The organism is Bacteroidia bacterium (assembly GCA_039924845.1).
Taxonomy (GTDB): Bacteria; Bacteroidota; Bacteroidia; order DATLTG01; family DATLTG01; genus DATLTG01.
On the sequence record JBDTAC010000095.1, the window covers coordinates 1 to 16,594 of the forward strand.

The window sequence follows — 16,594 nt, forward strand, 5'->3', positions numbered from 1 at the left end:
CTGTTTTTATGTATGATATGATTACTGAATATGGTGGAGCGAAAGAATTCTATAAACAATTTTATATTAACTCGCCATTTCCTTTAGCCATTGTTCGCCAAACAGCAGATGGCAAATGGTTAAATGCCAATTATTATGATGACCCTCTGCTTTTTGAAATGGTAAAAGACTTTATGATTTTGTCCTTAAAAAAACACATCAAACTGGGATTAGATACTTCGGAAGTTTTTGTACTGGGAAAGAAAAATGCAGATTTTATTCAAAAACTAAATAAGGAAGCAAAGTTATTTGGCAGCATAAAAGCATTGGAACATCCGCGATACATCCAGCAATATAAATCGAAAGAAAAACAGATGTATATTGACAAGTATATAGTAACATTGCATAATACAGAATAAAGTCAGCTTTCATTTACAACGAAAAAGAAAAAATACGAAGCGCAAAATTCATGTTCGTTAAACACAATTAAGGATGAATATATCTCCTGCGAATTCTATCCGACAATCAAAGAATAAATTATATTCAGATGAAAATAAAATTTAAAAAGGGCGACAAAGTAAGTTGGAACTCTGAAGCAGGGCGAGTTTCAGGAACTATCATTAAAATTCATACAAAAGATTTTAATTACAAAGGATATACACACCATGCTACGGAAGAAGAACCTCAATATGAAATAAAAAGTAACAAGACGGATCACATTGCAGCTCATAAAGGTTCTGTCCTTACTAAACTCTAAAATAAATAATCAGAATAATCTGGACAGTTTTAATATTAGTACCAAATTCGACAACAAAAAAAACGCTATGAAAAAATCACTCTGTTTTCTTTTTATCGGCAGCATTATTTGTTTAAACTTTTTTTCGTGCAAAACAGATAAACATAGTAAAACAGAAATTGAATCCTCATTAAAGCAATATGATAATTTGATTTTAAAATTAGATGCTGATTCTATTTCGATGTTATATACCAACGATGGGAATTTGGGAAATATTGCCATTGGAAGAGATTCTATTCGGAAATTCTTATCTTCTTTTAAAAACGTAAAAGTGTTGTCTCAGCAATCCATTTCTGATTCAATAAAAATTAGTCGAGATACCGCTTTCCAAACTGGACATTATGCTCAAACAGACTTGATAGCAGGAAAAGACACGGTAAAAGTAAAGGGGACATTTACAACGAGATGGCAATGGGTCCCTCAAAAAGGTTGGCAGATTAAACGGATGATTACAAAGTCCATTTAATAAAAAAACGACATCAATTATTACTGTCGACGGACACAATAAATTAAAACCTGCGCATTGAAATGGGATTAGGATTCATTACTCTCTGTCTTTTCCATTTTTTTATAAAAAAGATTCCGAAAAAAAAAATCCCAATAGGGTAAAACCACAATGGATCAAACATTATTTTTTGTATATTCATTTTTTATAAATAATTTAAGCTCATTAAAACAACATCATATGATATTTATGGCGCATGCCCTTGTAAGCGCGAAGTTGAAGTATTGACTTTGTTATCGAGCATGGTATCAATATAGAAGGGCATTATTGTGTTTCCCTAAATCAAAAATACATTTTTTGTCGTTCGAAAAAATACATTTTTTGAAGGTGATTTATTTGTTGTTGTAAGCCGTCATTGTGTGTTGTGTACCTGTGGTAGCAAAAGATTTTATCATTTCAATCGCCATTTCGATGCGAGCGGAAATTTTTTTTTCGTCCTCTTCCGACCATTTTCCCAACACGTATTCTACTTGTCTTCCTTTCGGAAAATCGTTTCCCACACCAAAACGCAAACGTGTATAATCCGTCGTTCCGAGTGTTTCGTTAATGCTTTTTAATCCGTTATGTCCACCGTCACTCCCTTTTGTTTTCATCCGCAAAGCGCCGAATGGCAAAGCAATGTCGTCGGTAATCACCAATACATTTTCCAAGGGAATGTGTTCTTTCTGCATCCAATAATTCACCGCTTTTCCACTCAAATTCATGTATGTGGTAGGTTTTATCAGAATAAAAATTCGTCCTTTAAAACGATATTCTGTTGTAAAAGCCAAGCGGCTATTGGAATCAAAAAAAATACTGGACGTTCTCGCGAGAGTGTCCAGTATTTTAAATCCGATATTATGACGGGTATTTTCGTACTCATCGCCAATATTTCCTAATCCTACAATTAAGAATTTCATGGCTTATTTTTATTTTTTAGCGTCTGGTTTTTTCGCATCCGCTTTCGGAGCTACGGCGCCTGCTTTAGGAGCTGCTGCGCCTGCCGCTGGAGCTGCTGCACCTGCTGCCGGAGCTGCTGCGCCTGCTGCTGGTTTAGCTTCTTCTACAACCGCTCTTGTTATTTGTACAGAAACAACAGTTACGTTTGGTGCATCCAACAATTCAAGTCCTTTTATTTTGATGTCCGCAACACGAATAGCTTGATTAAGTTCCAATGATTCTACGTCTAATGTAATATCATCCGGAACATCTTGTACCAAGCCTCTTACTTTAAGACTTCTTAATTTTGTATTCAATTTCCCACCTGCTTTTACACCGGCTGCGTTTCCTTTTGTTTTCACTGGAAGATTCATTACAACTGGTTTCCCTGGTAAAACTTGCAAAAAATCAACGTGTAAAATTTGTTCTTTTATTTTGTGAAATTGTACTTCTTGCATGATGGCTTCGAATTTTTTTCCATCTACATCCAATTTTACGCTGTGTACATCCGGAGAATACACCAAGTTTTTAAAGTCTTTTTCGATTACCGAAAAATGAACTTGTTCTGTGCCTCCGTATATAACGCAAGGCACGCGACCTTCATTTCTCAACGCTTTGGCATCTTTTTTCCCTACGTCCACACGTGGTGAACCGCTAATAGATACTGATTTCATGGTTTAATTTATTTGGTTTATATTTATTTTTATTGAATTACACTACAAAATGTGAACTGATACTTTCATGCGAAACTAATTTTTTGATCACATCTGCAAACAAAGCAGATGAACTCAATACTTTTATTTTCGGATGTTGTTGTTTCAAGGGAATTGTATCCGTTACAATCAATTCATTTATTTTTGAATTTTCCAATCTTTCAAACGCTTTTCCAGAAAGAATCGGATGCGTACAAACTGCTCTTACGCTCGTTGCACCTTTATCCATCATCATATCCGCAGCGGTACACAAAGTTCCGGCGGTATCAATAATATCATCCACCAACACAACATCTCTACCTTCTACATCACCAATTACGGTCATGCTCTGAATCACATTTGCTTTTTTGCGTTGCTTGTAACAAATCGCCATTTCCGAATTAAAATATTTTGCATACGCATTGGCACGTTTTGTTCCACCGGTATCAGGCGCAGCCATTGTTAAATTAGGTAATTGCAGACTTTTTATATACGGTAAAAAAATAGACGAAGCATACAAATGATCTACTGGAATTTCAAAAAAGCCTTGTATTTGATCGGCATGTAAATCCATTGTCATGATGCGATTTACGCCTGCTGCTTCCAACATTTTCGCTACCATTTTTGCACCAATCGCCACACGCGGTTGATCTTTTCTATCTTGCCGTGCAAATCCGAAATACGGAATTACTGCCACAATGTGATTGGCAGAAGCTCTCTTAGCCGCATCAATCATCAATAAAAGTTCAAATAAATTATCCGTTGGCGGAAAAGTAGATTGAAAAATATATACATCGCTGCCGCGAACTGTTTCTTCAAAAGAAGGTTGAAATTCCCCGTCGCTAAAGCGCGAAACAGTTACCTTTCCTAATTCTATTCCGTATTCGTGCGCTATTTTTCCGGCAATTTGCTGGGACGCTGTTCCTGAAAAAAATTTTACCGATGGATTCATTTTCTCTTTCTCAAAAAATTAATTTTTCACAACGAAAATTGCAAAAGGGTTGCAAATATACTACTTCTGTAATATATAATCAACAAAGAACATCTGTTTTTTGATAATTTACGTAAATTTGTACAAATGAAAGTTGTAATTGCCGTATTCCGTACACTTTGGAAAATACTTTTCGTGCTCAATTTTGCACTTGGATTGATTTTGCTGTATCCTTTTTTTGCATTTTATTTATCGTCCGAAAAAAGATTTTTCGGCGCCTTTCGGCTGATGCGTTTTTGGGCAAAATGGATTTTATTTTTCCCCGGAATACGCGTTCGTTCCGAAAACGAAATTGACATTAAAAATCTTCCACAACCTTGCGTTTTCTGCGCCAATCACAGTTCGTATTTAGACATTGTAACGTGTTATTATCTCATTCCCGATTATTTTATTTTTATGGGAAAACAAGAACTCGCGAAAGCGCCTTTGTTCAATATTTTTTTCAAGAAAATGAATATTTTAGTGAACCGAAAAAGCAACGTGGATTCGCACAAAGCATTTACCGAAGCCGCCGCTATTTTAGATAAAGGACAAAATATTTTTATTTTTCCGGAAGCTACTATTTCCACCGCAGGCGAATTAAAAGCCTTTAAAAATGGAGCTTTCCGACTTGCCATCGAAAAGCAAGTTCCCATTGTTGCCATTACTTTTTTAAACAATTGGCGCTTGATTCAAACCGGCGCATTTTTTAAAGCACATGGACAACCAGGCATCGCCAAAGCAATTATTCACAAACCCATCGAAACCAAAGGCATGAATTTGGACGATTTACTATCTTTGAAAACGAATGTTCGGCAAAAAATGCAGGACGCAAAAAATAAATACGATGCAAATAGATGAATCAACCGTTGATAAATTAGCCATTTTGGCACGCTTAGAATTTGATGCAAACACCAAAAAAGAAATGGTGAAGGATTTAGCGCGCATTATTTCTTTCGTAGATAAATTAAAAGAACTCGACACCGAAAATATTGAACCCTTGATTTACATGAGCGACGAGGTAAACGTTTTGCGCGAAGATGAAGTAAAGCAAATTATTACGCATCAAGAAGCAATGCAAAATGCTCCCAAAAAGGATTCCGATTTTTTTAAAGTTCCAAAAGTTCTCGGTGCGAAAAAATAAATTTTCAGCCTAATTTTTTGTCTGTTCTTTTTCGCCTTCGAAAAAATATTTTTTTGAAGGTTGTTTTTACAAGCGGATTCCGATGACCAAAATATCGTCTACTTGCTGAAAATCACCTTTCCAATTTTCGATGGTTGTATCCAATAATTTTCCTTGCTCTTGCATCGAAAGTGTTTGGGAGGAAATGAGCAATTCCTGAAAACGTTTTACCATAAATTTCTTGCCGTCTTTACCACCAAATTGATCGGCATAACCGTCGGAAAAAATATAAATAGCATCTCCTTCTTTTAACTTTTTAGTGTGATTGGTAAATGGCTTAAATTCCATTTGTGTGCCGCCAATCGGAAATTTATCGGGTTCTATTTTTTCAAAATTCGTATTATTAATAATAAACAAAGGGCGATACGCTCCTGCAAATTGCACTTCGCGTTTGTCTACATCAATGGCGCAAAGCGCGATGTCCATTCCATCATTTGTATCAATGTTGTGTTCGCCTTGTTTGAGGGCACTTTGCACGCCGTGATGCAATTCGTTCAAAATTTCGGAAGGACTGATAATGCCTTTTTCAATTACAATTTGATTTAATAAATTATGTCCAATCATGGACATGAATGCACCAGGAACGCCATGTCCAGTACAATCCACCGTAGCGATAATTGTTTTTTCACCTTTTTCGGCAAACCAATAAAAATCACCGCTCACAATGTCTTTCGGTTTATAAACAATAAAAGCATTTTTAAAGTGCGAAAAAATTTGTTTTTGAGGAGGTAAAATAGCTTCTTGTATTCGTTTCGCATAGCGAATACTGCTGGTAATATCTTTGTTTTTTTGTGCTAATTCTTTGGTTCGCTCGTTTACTTTATTCTCCAATATTTTTTTCTCTTTTTGAATGCTACGTGTGCGGTAACGGATAAATCCAAAAACACCTGTAATAATCAACAAAATACAAAGAGTATAAAACCATTTTGTCCGCCAAAACGGTGGAATAATCCGGATGTATAAAACAGTTCCTTTATTGTTCCAAACGCCGTCATTATTACAAGCACGAACGTGCAATACATAATCGCCGCCACTCAATTGGGTGTAGCTTGCAAACCGCCGCGTAGTGGGTGGCGACCAATCCTCGTCCACGCCATCCAACTTGTATTGATACTTATTTTGAAGCGGCATTTCATAATCCAAGGCGACAAAATCGAAGGAGAAAAAATTATCTTTCCAAGAGAGTTGGATGTACTTTTTCGAACTAATCGCAGTATCTAACACCGCCTCTTTTCCGAATAATTTATACGATGTGATATACACCAGCGGAATGTGCTCATTGCCTTTTATTTTATTCGGAAAAAAACTATTTACACCATTGACACCTCCAAAAAATAATTCTCCCGATTTTCCTTTAAAATATGCTCCTTGATTAAATTCCTTTCCTTGCAAGCCATCGTTTACATCGTAATTTCGAAATGCAGAACCATCCGTATTCGAGGCGTTCGGGTTGAAGCGCGAAAGTCCTTTGTTTGTACTCATCCAAAGATTTCCATCTGCATCAGGAAGGATGCCGTAAATCACATCGTTGGGCAAACCATCTTTTTCAAAATAATCGGTAAATTGATGTATGAACGGGTTGTATTTATCCAAACCGATATTTGTACCCAACCACATCATTCCTGATTTGTCTTCGTAAACACAATACACCGTGTTGGCAGACAATGAATTTTTTTCGGTTTTATCAGTTTTAAGCGTTGTTATTTTTCCTGTTTGAGCATCCCGAATTAAAATTCCACCACCATCTGTTCCAATCCATAAATTTTTATTTTTAGCTACGAAAACACAGTAAATATTATTACTGCTCAAACCATTATTCATCGTATAATTGGTAAATTGTCCCGTTTTTTTGTTGAAAGAAAATAAACCACCTCCATACGTTCCGAACCACAACAATCCAAAAGGATCTTGCGTGATACACGTAACCGTTTCTGCTCCACCTTTTAAAGGACTATTTGACTGATTGTAATGTACCGTCGTTTTCGTTTCTTCATTATACGCAGCCAAACCGTTCCCCCACGTACCAACCCAAACAATTCCTTCCTTATCCTGAAACAAAGACAAAGCCGCATTGTTATCCACCCCTTTTGTCAATTCTGCATAAGGTGTATATGTATTTGATTTTTGATCCAAGGTAAATATTCCTGCTCCGTTGGTAGAGAGCCAAAGCAATCCATTTCTATCTTGCATTAATCCCATAACGCAATTACTGCCTTGTTTTGTGCTGTTGTTTTTGTAAAGTGTAAATTGATTGCTTGTTTTAAAATGCAAGCTGATTCCACTTTGCGTGCCAATCCACAAAATACCTTGGCGATCCATACAAAGGCATTTCACATCATTATTCACCAAGCTTTTGGGGTTTTGATCGTCATGATAATAACGTGTAAATTGATTTTCATTTACGTCGTAACACGTGATTCCTCCATAAAAAGACCCTATCCACAATTTCCCGTTTGGATCTTGAACAATAGAAGTAACATGATCCGAAGAAAGGCTACTACTATCTATTGGATTGCTTTGTAAAAAATGTTCAAACGTTTTGGTGGCGATATCGAATTCACCCAATCCGCCGCCATCGGTAGCAATCCACAAATTATTTTTTTTGTCCTCGTAAATTCCTTTTATTTTATCTCTCAGATAATCGGATATTTTTGCATTTTTATCATGTGTCGGATAATTTTTGAAATGTCCATTTTTCGTATTAAAAGCATACAATCCAGCACCTGTGCCTACCCAAATAGTTCCATCTTTATCTTGATGAAGTGCGTAAATCATATTTCCTGCAGTGCTCGAGGAATCCGAGTAATGATTGAAATAACGTTTAAACTGATGTGTTTTTCTATCGAAGGAATTTAAGCCATAATCCGTGCCCATCCAAAGCAAACCGTCATTGCCTTCAATAATCGTCCACACATTGTTATTGCTAATGGAGGAAGTATCCGACAAGTTAGTTTCGTAGTGCTTAAATTTACGTGTGTACAAATCAAAACCATCCAAACCACTGCCATTGGTGCCAATCCATAAAATATTGTTTTCATCCTGATAAAGCGAATAAATAAAATTATTGGAAAGAGAATTGGAATCTACTGGATTGTGCTTAAAAACAGTGGTTTCATAGCCATCGTATTTGTTTAATCCGTCTTGCGTACCAAACCACATAAACCCTTTATTATCTTCCAAAATGCAATTAACAACACTTTGAGAAAGCCCTTGTTCGGATGTAATTCGGTTAAAGCGAGTTGTATTTTGAGAAAAAACAGCAGATGAAAAAGTCGCCAAAAAAAGCGTTGCTAAAAGATAATTTTTCAGAAAAAAGACAAATTGCTTACTCTCCATTTTTAAATTTGTATTGCAAAGTAAAGATATAAAATAGGAGCTTCAAAAAAATATTTTTTTAAAGCCTTCAATTCGTCCTATTTTTACGCTTGCCATTTCCTTCTCCTTTTTATTTTTTTTTCGGACTTATCGCAGCTAAATATTTTCTCAAGAAAAGTGAAGCGAAAATACACACCGTACTTCCAATACAAAGTGTGTACGGCGCACCAATTATAGCGGCTAAAGTGCCTGCCAACAAACTTCCCAAAGGCATAAATCCACGAAAAGCCATTGTATAAATACTCATTATTCTGCCGCGCATGGCATCGTCTGTTTGTGTTTGTAAAATCGTATTTCCAGATGCCATTTGTACAATTTGTCCGAAACCAATAGCGACTAAAATAAAGAGTGAAAGCACCAAATTATGTGATAAAGAAAACAGCAATAAACAAATACCAAATAGCAAGGATCCGAAAAATAAAATTTTGCCCAAGCCTTCTGCATCTTTCCGTCCGGCGAGATAAAATGCCGCAATTAGAGCACCAACGCCAGTGGCACCAGTTAAAAATCCATACGTATGAGCGCCTCCTAAAAATATTTTTTTGGCAAACACCGGCATCAATACGGAATACGGCATTCCGAACAAACTAATAATTGCCAACAAAGTTAAAATAGTACGAGCAGCTGGCAAATGAAAGGCGTACGAAAACCCTTCGCGCAAATTGTGCCACACCTTTTTTGTATTTGCTTTTGCTTGAGGCTGAAAATTTTTCATACTCAACAAAGCAATAATAACGGCGATGTAACTGATGCCATTAAATAAAAAACAAAATCCTTCCCCAAAAAGTGCAATTAAAATTCCGGCAAGCGATGGACCAATCAATCGCGCAGCATTAAACATGGAAGAATTTAGCGCAATGGCATTTGGTAAATCCTTTCTGTCGTCAATCATTTGCACCAAAAAAGCTTGTCGCGCAGGAATATCAAAGGCGTTTATGAGTCCGAGAAAAACCGCTAAAACCAAAATGTGCCAAACGGCAATTACGTGTGTAAAAATAAGAACCGTCATCAATAAAGCTTGCAATAAAGAAAGGCTTTGCGTGGTAATTAATATTTTATGACGATTCCAACGATCTGCGTAAACGCCCGCAAAAGGAGCCAAAACAAAAGTGGACATTTGCGTAGCAAAACCAACGGTACCAAGTAAAAAAACAGAACCCGTAAGTCGGTACACAAGCCAATTCATAGCGATTTGTTGCATCCACGTTCCCACCAAAGAAATAGTTTGTCCGATAAAAAACAAACGATAATTTTTGTGATGCAATGCCCGTAAAAATTTTGCGGAAAATTTTTTTTCAGGCTGCTCCCCTACTTCACTTTTCATCGTGCAAAAATAAAATTTTTGAAGTGATAAAATCAGATTCGATGAAAATAAAAGGAATCAAAAAAATACCCTCTTTTAGGTAGGGTGAAATCCATTCATCCGAGAAAAAAATAAGTATTTTCGCATTCGGTTAATTTCAGGAGAAAAAGAAAATGAGTAAAATGGACACCTTGGCGGATTTAAAAATTGGAGAATCTGCCATTATTGTGGCTTTTACAGACGAAGAAATGGCGTTGAAATTAATGGAAATGGGATGTATTCCTGGCGAGAAAATAACATTGGAACGTACTGCTCCGATGGGAGATCCAATCGCAGTAAGTGTTTCGGGATATGTGTTGAGTTTACGAAAAAAAGAAGCGGCAACGATTACCGTTACCGGAAGGTCTTAAAAAATTAAAAATTGGAGAATCAAAAAAATATTTTTTTGAACGTCGCTTTAGTCGGTAACCCAAACAGCGGCAAGTCAACGTTGTTTAATGCGCTTACCGGAATGCACCAAAAAACAGGGAATTTTCCGGGTGTTACGGTAGATAAAAAAACAGGGATTTCTAAAATTTCTGATCCGGGCGGCACGCTAAAAACCGTTCAGTTTGTGGATTTGCCAGGAACGTATAGTTTGTATCCGAAATCGTTGGACGAAAAAATTACGTTTGATGTACTTTCGGATTCAAAAAATTCGAGTTATCCCGATCGCGTAATTGTAGTGGCTGACGGATCCAATCTAAAAAGAAGTTTATTTCTCGCTTCGCAAATATGCGATATGAAAGTGCCTGTCATTCTTGTCCTCAATATGATGGACATGATGGAACGCAAAGGTATGGAGGTGGATTTGAAAATGCTTTCCGAACATTTGGGCGTTCCTGTTTTTCTCGTTAATGCGCGTAAAAAAAGAGGCGTAGAAGAATTAAAAAAAGCCATCATTGCACCTTTATCCGTTTCTGAAAAAAAGTTTTTCGACTTTCATGAAATTGCGACAGATGCCATTGTTCAAATAAAAGGGATCACCAAAATAAGCAATGATTACAAGGCTTTTCAAGTGGCGTGTAATTATGCGGGCATCGAATATTTTAATGCGTACGAACCGCAAAAAGAAGAAATTAAAAAAATTATTCGTGATACTCATTTCGATAAACACAAATTGCAAGCGCAAGAAAGTGTGAGTCGTTATAAAAAAATAAATGAGCTAATTAATTCGTGTACATCCGTCAATGAAGCGTTGAAGAAACGTTCGTTCTCCAATAAACTAGATGCCATTTTAACGCATAAATTTTGGGGCTACTTTATTTTTATTTTTATACTTTTCGCCATTTTCCAAACCATTTTTTTTATCGCTACGTATCCGATGGATTGGATTGAATTTTCATTTATAAAAGTGACAGAATGGGGCGCAGCAACGTTTCCGCACGGAGAATTATCCGACCTTATTTTTCACGGAATTTTAGCCGGATTAAGTGGCATCGTTGTTTTTATTCCACAAATTGCCTTACTCTTTGCGTTTATCGCCATTCTGGAAGATACCGGTTACATGGCGCGCGTGAGCTTTATTATGGACAGAACCATGCGTAGATTCGGACTTAACGGACGTTCTGTGATTCCTCTTATTAGTGGTGTTGCTTGCGCAGTGCCCGCCATTATGGGCGCACGCACCATCAGCAATTGGAAAGAACGCATGATTACCATTATGGTTACACCTTTAATGAGTTGTTCCGCGCGGCTTCCTGTTTATACTTTATTGATTTCACTCATCATTCCTTCCGGTGAAAAATTTATTTTTTTCAACCTTCAAGGACTTGTTTTATTGGCGATGTATTTAATCGGGTTTATTGCTGCCATTGGCGTTGCGTGGCTTATGCAATTTATGCTGAAAGCGAGAGAAGCAAGTTATTTTATCATGGAAATGCCAGTTTATCGCGTACCAAAATTCAGTGTTGTTTTTCAAACCATTTACGATAAAGTAAAAGTTTTTTTATTCGATGCCGGAAAAGTAATCATCGCTATTTCCATTATTCTGTGGGTACTTTCATCGCACGCTCCGGGAAATCGTTTTGCACAAATTGATCAGAAATACGAACAACTATCACTGCAAAAAAATGTAAATATCAACCAGTTAAAAGTGCAAGCCGGAACCGAAAAATTAGAAGCATCGTACGCTGGGATTATCGGCAAAACAATTGAACCTGCTATTGCTCCGCTTGGTTTTGATTGGAGAATTGGCATTGCACTCGTAACTTCTTTTGCAGCACGCGAAGTTTTTGTGGGAACCATGGCAACCATTTACAGCGTTGGCGATGAAAACAACACCGAATCCATTCGCCAAAAAATGATGAACGAAACCAATAAAACTACGGGATTAAAGGAATATACGCCAGCCGTAGGGTTTTCACTGATGATTTTTTATGCCTTCGCGATGCAGTGCATGAGTACCTTGGCGGTAGTTTACAACGAAACAAAAAATTGGAAATGGCCCGTTATTCAATTCACATATATGGGTGTATTGGCTTATGTTTCCAGCTTTATTGTGTATCATCTCTTCAAATAAAACAGGTTTGAAAAATTATTTTTTCGAATGCAATTAGAACGCAACAAATCCATTTTACATAAATACATTCCTGCCGAAGCTGTTGATACAATTGCTTTGTGGGTTTATCAATTCGATTTTAAATTAAAAATAAAAAAACAGCGTAGCACCAAATATGGAGATTATCGTCCGCCTAGTAGCGGACAAAATCATCAAATTACCATCAATCACGACATGAACAAATATGCGTTTCTGATTACGTTGGTGCATGAAATAGCGCATCTTTCCAATTGGCAAGAAAATAAAAATTCCGTAAAGCCACATGGTAACGAATGGAAAAGACATTACAAAAAACTCATCGTTCCGTTTATGCACGAAAAAATATTTCCAACGGATGTTATTTCGGCATTGAATAAATACATGGAAAATCCTGCTGCATCCAGTTGTTCCGACTTAACGCTTTTCCGGATATTAAAAAAATACGATGAAAGACACAACGGAATTTTACTTGAAAAACTACCCATTGATACTGTTTTCACATTAAAAAACGGGCGACTTTTTAAAAAAGGAGAGAAAATACGAACGCGCTATAAATGTTTAGAAATAAATACAAAAAGAACGTATTTATTTGCTCCCATTGCCGAAGTTTTTCTGCTTGAAGAATAATTATTTTGAAGTGATTAGGTGATGAAGAAGTTGAATTTGTAGTTGTGCAGATGTACCAATTAAAAATGAAAGTGTCGTCATTCCGTACTTGATTCGGAATCTGCGCGAAGGAAAAAGCTCCACCTAAATCCTCCCCAAAAGGAAGGCTTAATTCAGAATTAAAATTAATTTGAAAAATTGCAGATAAAGATAGCTTTTAGCTAATATCATTTGTCAAATGTTCAGCTAAACGTGTCTATAATTCAGCTGGGTTTGCCATACATTCAGCTGAGTGTGCCTCAAAACAAGCATAGCATTTAAGTTGTTTTTCGATAATTTAATATAGCCCAAACATTAAGGACGAGCCCGATGATAAAAACATCCAGAATTTGCATCGAGATGTCGTGCAAGCCGCTTCCTTTTATCACTACCATTCGCATGACGTCAATAAAATAACTTACCGGAAAAAGATAGGTGATAAATTTTGCCCAAGCCGGCATACTGTCTATTGGCGTGTACAATCCGCTCATCATATTAAAGACCATCATAAATAAAAACATGAGCGAATTGGCTTGTTGCTGCGTTTCAGTGTACGTGGAAATGAGTAACCCGAAACCAAGTATCGCAAATAAAAAGACAGTTAAAAAGAGATAGAGCACCGCTAAATTACCGAGTGGTACAATTCCGTAACCAATCCAAGCAATGAGTAATCCGAAAGAAAAAACAATGATTCCCATGACTAAAAACGGAAGTAATTTACCCAGAATAAATTGGTATTTTTTGATGGGCGTTACGTTTATTTGCTCGATGGTGCCGATTTCTTTTTCTTTCACAATATTAAATGCTGCCGACAATCCCGCAATGGCGGTAACAAGCGAAACCAAAATGGCGGGTACCATAAAAATATAATACGTTAGCGACGGATTGTACCAAAAAGAAGGGACGACATTAATGGCGGGCGCTTGACTGATACGAGTTGGATTCAACCACTCCAAACGAATATCATTATTATAATCACCGATGATATTACTCAAATAACCAAATCCGACACTTGCTTTTACGCCATCAATGGCATCAACTTTTATCGCAATTTTCTGACTGCCTTCGCTGATAAGTTTGCTGCCAAATCCTTCCGGGATTTCAAGTACGATATCGGCTTTATCGGTTTCAATTAGTTTGTCTGCTTTCGAATTAAAATCAGTATAACCTGCTAATTTAAAATAGCCAGAAGACAAAATTTTATTGGTAAGCTTGGTAGAAATTTCGGAATGATCGTGATCAACAATGGCGATATTAATATTTTTGATGGTATAATTTGCTGCCATCGGCAATAAAATAAGTTGAATAGCAGGTGCAATAAAAAGTCTGCCCATAAAACCTTTGTCGCGGAATATTTGGCGAAATTCTTTTTGCAATAAAAACCAAAGTGGTCTCATTATTCTAAACGTATTTTAAAGTTTCTAAGCGCAATCACGATAAAGAAAACTGTCATGCTGGCAAGAATTAAAGTCTCTTTCCAAATAGAAGAAAAGCCCAATCCTTTTAACATCACATCTTTCACAATAATATAATACCAGCGCGCCGGAACAATGTTTGAAATGACTTGCAAGGCGACAGGCATATTCGCAATCGGGAACATAAAACCACTTAGCATAATTGTCGGCAACATCATTCCCAACATGGAAGCAAACATCGCATTTTGCTGCGAAGAAGTTACCGTTGAAATAAATAAACCCAGAGCAAGTGCCGACATAATCAGTAAAGTACTTTCCATAACCAGTAAAAAGATACTTCCTTGAATAGGTAAATCAAGTGCGTAAACACTGAGAAGTAAAATGGCAGCTAAGTTTATCCATGATAAAATTAAATACGGGATAGCTTTTGAAATAATAATTATTATAGGCTTTACAGGTGAAACAAGTAGCACTTCCATTGTTCCCAGTTCTTTTTCGCGGACAATAGATACAGATGTCATCATGACACAAACGAGCAATAAAACCATCGCCATAACTCCTGGCACAAAATTGGGCGCACCTCGCAAATCAGGATTGTAAAGCATTCGCACTTCCGGAATAATAGTATATGGAAGAGACAAATTATTCGATAGTTGTGTTTGATAATCCATCACAATGGAAGAAATATAATTTTGGAGTGTTAGCGCAGTGTTCGGGTCAGAAGCATCGGCAATAACTTGAATAGAAGCTTTGTGCAAATGCGATAAATCGTTATTAAAATTAGCAGGAAAAACAACAGCTAACTTTACTGTTCCTGTTTTAAAAGCGGCATCTATTTGAGATGAACTGCTTAATGTTTTTTGAATATGAAAAAATTTACTTCCTTGTATTTTATTGATAATTTGCTGCGAAGCAATATCTTTCGCATTGTCAACAATAACAATATTGGCATTTTTTATTTCGTTGGTGAGCGCAAATCCAAACAAAACAATTTGTACAATCGGTAAACCAAACAACATAATGAGTGTTTTTTGGTCTCGAAAGACTTGATAAAATTCTTTTTTTACGAATGATAATAATTGTTTCATGTTTTATTCCTCTATCTGCATTTCCCATTCTCCAGTTGTTGGGAGAATTATAGTTGGAATTATACCATTGAAAGCCAAACTAAAATTTAATTTCCACCTTCCTATGTAGCTTCCATTTTGTTTTCTTACTCCAGTATAATGGATTTTAGGTCCTTTTGTATTATACATATTTACTTTTCCACCTATTCCAAAACTTGATGCTTTTGACATTTGTTTCGTGAAAAAAATATTATCTCCAGATATTGTTCCAATAATAACTCCAGTACCTACTTGACCACCTGTATTCTTATCGTCTTGGGCTATGCCATAAAAATTTTCATTATCAACTTCATTAATTACAATATCAAAAAATGTTTTTTCGAATCCAGTATAATTTCGAATTCTTTCATTATCATATCTGTAATAACCTCTGTATTTCCCTTTCATGGAATTTTAGTATTAATTATTGTTTTATTTAATCTCCTCTTTTCGCTTTTCTTGCCAATCTGTAAAACACTTCGTCAATGGAGTCCACTTCAAATTTTTTCTTCAATGCGGAAGGAGAATCTAACGCTTCAATTTTTCCGTCCACCATAATTGTTACGCGATTACAATACTCTGCTTCGTCCAAATAATGAGTAGTTACGAAAATGGTAATTCCTTTATCAGCCGCATCGTAAATTAAATCCCAAAACTCTCTTCGCATATATGGATCAACGCCTCCAGTAGGTTCATCCAAAAAAACAATTTTTGGTTGATGCACAATCGCCACCAGAAAAGACAATTTTTGTTTCCATCCCAAAGGAAGCGAACTCACCAATTTTCTGGCTTCTTTTTGCAAGCCTAATTTGGAAGTAAGCTCCTCACTTTTTTGTTTGATTTCTTTATTTGTCAATCCATAAATTCCACCATAGAATTGAATATTTTCCAACACCGTTAAATCTTCGTAAAGCGAAAATTTTTGACTCATATAGCCAATATTCTTTTTGATTTCTTCCGGTTGTGTAAATACATCAAATCCGGCAACGGTAGCTTTTCCAGAAGTTGGAATAGATAATCCGCAGAGCATTCGCATAGCAGTTGTTTTACCTGCACCATTCGCTCCCAAAAAGCCAAAAATTTCTCCTTTGTAAACCTCGAATGAAATTTCATCCACTGCCACAAAATC

The 16,594-nt window shown here is 36.4% G+C and carries 17 protein-coding genes; 8 read left to right on the plus strand and 9 right to left on the minus strand.

All coding sequences use genetic code 11. The features are described 5' to 3' along the window. The 3 genes from ABIZ51_11455 to ABIZ51_11465 form a co-directional block, all read left to right on the plus strand. Positions 1–398: uracil-DNA glycosylase family protein (locus ABIZ51_11455; GenBank protein ID MEO7089399.1), on the plus strand; the 398-nt coding region annotated here is incomplete at its 5' end. Positions 399–526: 128 nt separating this feature from the next. After that, complete coding sequence (locus ABIZ51_11460) at positions 527–736, plus strand: DUF2945 domain-containing protein (GenBank protein MEO7089400.1); 210 nt, start codon at positions 527–529, stop codon at positions 734–736. 67 nt (positions 737–803) lie between these two features. Next, positions 804–1,241: a hypothetical protein gene (locus ABIZ51_11465; GenBank protein MEO7089401.1), complete on the plus strand. Its 438-nt coding sequence runs from the start codon at positions 804–806 to the stop codon at positions 1,239–1,241. Positions 1,242–1,612: 371 nt separating this feature from the next. Here the strand turns inward: ABIZ51_11465 and pth are convergent, their stop codons facing one another. Genes pth through ABIZ51_11480 form a run of 3 tightly spaced genes read right to left on the minus strand, consistent with a single transcriptional unit; the run spans position 1,613 to position 3,842 of the window. Further along, a complete protein-coding gene (gene pth / locus ABIZ51_11470) occupies positions 1,613–2,179 on the minus strand; it encodes an aminoacyl-tRNA hydrolase (protein ID MEO7089402.1) in 567 nt (188 codons plus the stop codon). Between the two features lie 9 nt (positions 2,180–2,188). Beyond that, a complete protein-coding gene (locus ABIZ51_11475) occupies positions 2,189–2,872 on the minus strand; it encodes a 50S ribosomal protein L25/general stress protein Ctc (protein MEO7089403.1) in 684 nt (227 codons plus the stop codon). A 37-nt stretch (positions 2,873–2,909) separates the two neighbouring features. Further along, positions 2,910–3,842 carry a ribose-phosphate pyrophosphokinase gene (locus tag ABIZ51_11480; GenBank protein ID MEO7089404.1) on the minus strand — a complete coding sequence of 311 codons (933 nt, stop codon included), beginning with the start codon at positions 3,840–3,842 and terminating at the stop codon, positions 2,910–2,912. 126 nt (positions 3,843–3,968) lie between these two features. On the opposite strand from ABIZ51_11480, the gene ABIZ51_11485 reads away from it, so the two are divergent. Further along, positions 3,969–4,721: a lysophospholipid acyltransferase family protein gene (locus ABIZ51_11485; protein MEO7089405.1), complete on the plus strand. Its 753-nt coding sequence runs from the start codon at positions 3,969–3,971 to the stop codon at positions 4,719–4,721. Then, entirely contained in the window at positions 4,708–5,004 is a 297-nt protein-coding gene (gene gatC, locus ABIZ51_11490) for an Asp-tRNA(Asn)/Glu-tRNA(Gln) amidotransferase subunit GatC (protein ID MEO7089406.1), read from the plus strand. Before ABIZ51_11485 ends, gatC begins: the two co-directional genes overlap by 14 nt. A gap of 66 nt (positions 5,005–5,070) precedes the next feature. On the opposite strand, the gene ABIZ51_11495 is transcribed toward gatC, so the two are convergent. Together ABIZ51_11495 and ABIZ51_11500 are read right to left on the minus strand one after the other, a co-directional pair. Continuing rightward, the gene (locus ABIZ51_11495) at positions 5,071–8,379 is read right to left on the minus strand and encodes a two-component regulator propeller domain-containing protein (protein MEO7089407.1); all 3,309 of its coding nucleotides are present in this window, start codon (positions 8,377–8,379) and stop codon (positions 5,071–5,073) included. Positions 8,380–8,488: 109 nt separating this feature from the next. Next, positions 8,489–9,742: an MFS transporter gene (locus tag ABIZ51_11500; protein ID MEO7089408.1), complete on the minus strand. Its 1,254-nt coding sequence runs from the start codon at positions 9,740–9,742 to the stop codon at positions 8,489–8,491. Between the two features lie 152 nt (positions 9,743–9,894). Here ABIZ51_11500 and ABIZ51_11505 point away from each other — a divergent pair, with 152 nt between their 5' ends. From ABIZ51_11505 to ABIZ51_11515, 3 genes are read left to right on the plus strand one after another with little or no spacing between them, the layout of a single operon-like run. Beyond that, a complete protein-coding gene (locus ABIZ51_11505; GenBank protein ID MEO7089409.1) occupies positions 9,895–10,131 on the plus strand; it encodes a FeoA family protein in 237 nt (78 codons plus the stop codon). Positions 10,132–10,166: 35 nt separating this feature from the next. Further along, positions 10,167–12,281: a ferrous iron transport protein B gene (gene feoB / locus ABIZ51_11510; GenBank protein ID MEO7089410.1), complete on the plus strand. Its 2,115-nt coding sequence runs from the start codon at positions 10,167–10,169 to the stop codon at positions 12,279–12,281. Between the two features lie 27 nt (positions 12,282–12,308). After that, positions 12,309–12,926, plus strand: a complete 618-nt coding sequence (locus ABIZ51_11515) for a SprT-like domain-containing protein (GenBank protein ID MEO7089411.1) — start codon at positions 12,309–12,311, stop codon at positions 12,924–12,926. A 296-nt stretch (positions 12,927–13,222) separates the two neighbouring features. Here ABIZ51_11515 and ABIZ51_11520 read toward each other — a convergent pair whose 3' ends face one another. The 4 genes from ABIZ51_11520 to ABIZ51_11535 all read right to left on the minus strand — a co-directional run. Continuing rightward, positions 13,223–14,341, minus strand: coding sequence for an ABC transporter permease (locus ABIZ51_11520; protein ID MEO7089412.1), 1,119 nt, complete (start codon positions 14,339–14,341; stop codon positions 13,223–13,225). Next, entirely contained in the window at positions 14,341–15,447 is a 1,107-nt protein-coding gene (locus ABIZ51_11525) for an ABC transporter permease (protein ID MEO7089413.1), read from the minus strand. Before ABIZ51_11525 ends, ABIZ51_11520 begins: the two co-directional genes overlap by 1 nt. Positions 15,448–15,450: 3 nt before the next feature. Further along, positions 15,451–15,873, minus strand: a complete 423-nt coding sequence (locus ABIZ51_11530) for a hypothetical protein (protein MEO7089414.1) — start codon at positions 15,871–15,873, stop codon at positions 15,451–15,453. A 28-nt stretch (positions 15,874–15,901) separates the two neighbouring features. Continuing rightward, the coding region (locus ABIZ51_11535; protein ID MEO7089415.1) for an ABC transporter ATP-binding protein at positions 15,902–16,594 on the minus strand (693 nt) is incomplete at its 5' end.

Coding starts and splice junctions, on each gene's coding strand:
- ABIZ51_11460 (MEO7089400.1), top strand. CDS start 527: ATGAAAATAAAATTTAAAAAGGGCGACAAAGTAAGTTGGAACTCTGAA.
- ABIZ51_11465 (MEO7089401.1), top strand. CDS start 804: ATGAAAAAATCACTCTGTTTTCTTTTTATCGGCAGCATTATTTGTTTA.
- pth (MEO7089402.1), bottom strand. CDS start 2,179: ATGAAATTCTTAATTGTAGGATTAGGAAATATTGGCGATGAGTACGAA.
- ABIZ51_11475 (MEO7089403.1), bottom strand. CDS start 2,872: ATGAAATCAGTATCTATTAGCGGTTCACCACGTGTGGACGTAGGGAAA.
- ABIZ51_11480 (MEO7089404.1), bottom strand. CDS start 3,842: ATGAATCCATCGGTAAAATTTTTTTCAGGAACAGCGTCCCAGCAAATT.
- ABIZ51_11485 (MEO7089405.1), top strand. CDS start 3,969: ATGAAAGTTGTAATTGCCGTATTCCGTACACTTTGGAAAATACTTTTC.
- gatC (MEO7089406.1), top strand. CDS start 4,708: ATGCAAATAGATGAATCAACCGTTGATAAATTAGCCATTTTGGCACGC.
- ABIZ51_11495 (MEO7089407.1), bottom strand. CDS start 8,379: ATGGAGAGTAAGCAATTTGTCTTTTTTCTGAAAAATTATCTTTTAGCA.
- ABIZ51_11500 (MEO7089408.1), bottom strand. CDS start 9,742: ATGAAAAGTGAAGTAGGGGAGCAGCCTGAAAAAAAATTTTCCGCAAAA.
- ABIZ51_11505 (MEO7089409.1), top strand. CDS start 9,895: ATGAGTAAAATGGACACCTTGGCGGATTTAAAAATTGGAGAATCTGCC.
- ABIZ51_11515 (MEO7089411.1), top strand. CDS start 12,309: ATGCAATTAGAACGCAACAAATCCATTTTACATAAATACATTCCTGCC.
- ABIZ51_11520 (MEO7089412.1), bottom strand. CDS start 14,341: ATGAGACCACTTTGGTTTTTATTGCAAAAAGAATTTCGCCAAATATTC.
- ABIZ51_11525 (MEO7089413.1), bottom strand. CDS start 15,447: ATGAAACAATTATTATCATTCGTAAAAAAAGAATTTTATCAAGTCTTT.
- ABIZ51_11530 (MEO7089414.1), bottom strand. CDS start 15,873: ATGAAAGGGAAATACAGAGGTTATTACAGATATGATAATGAAAGAATT.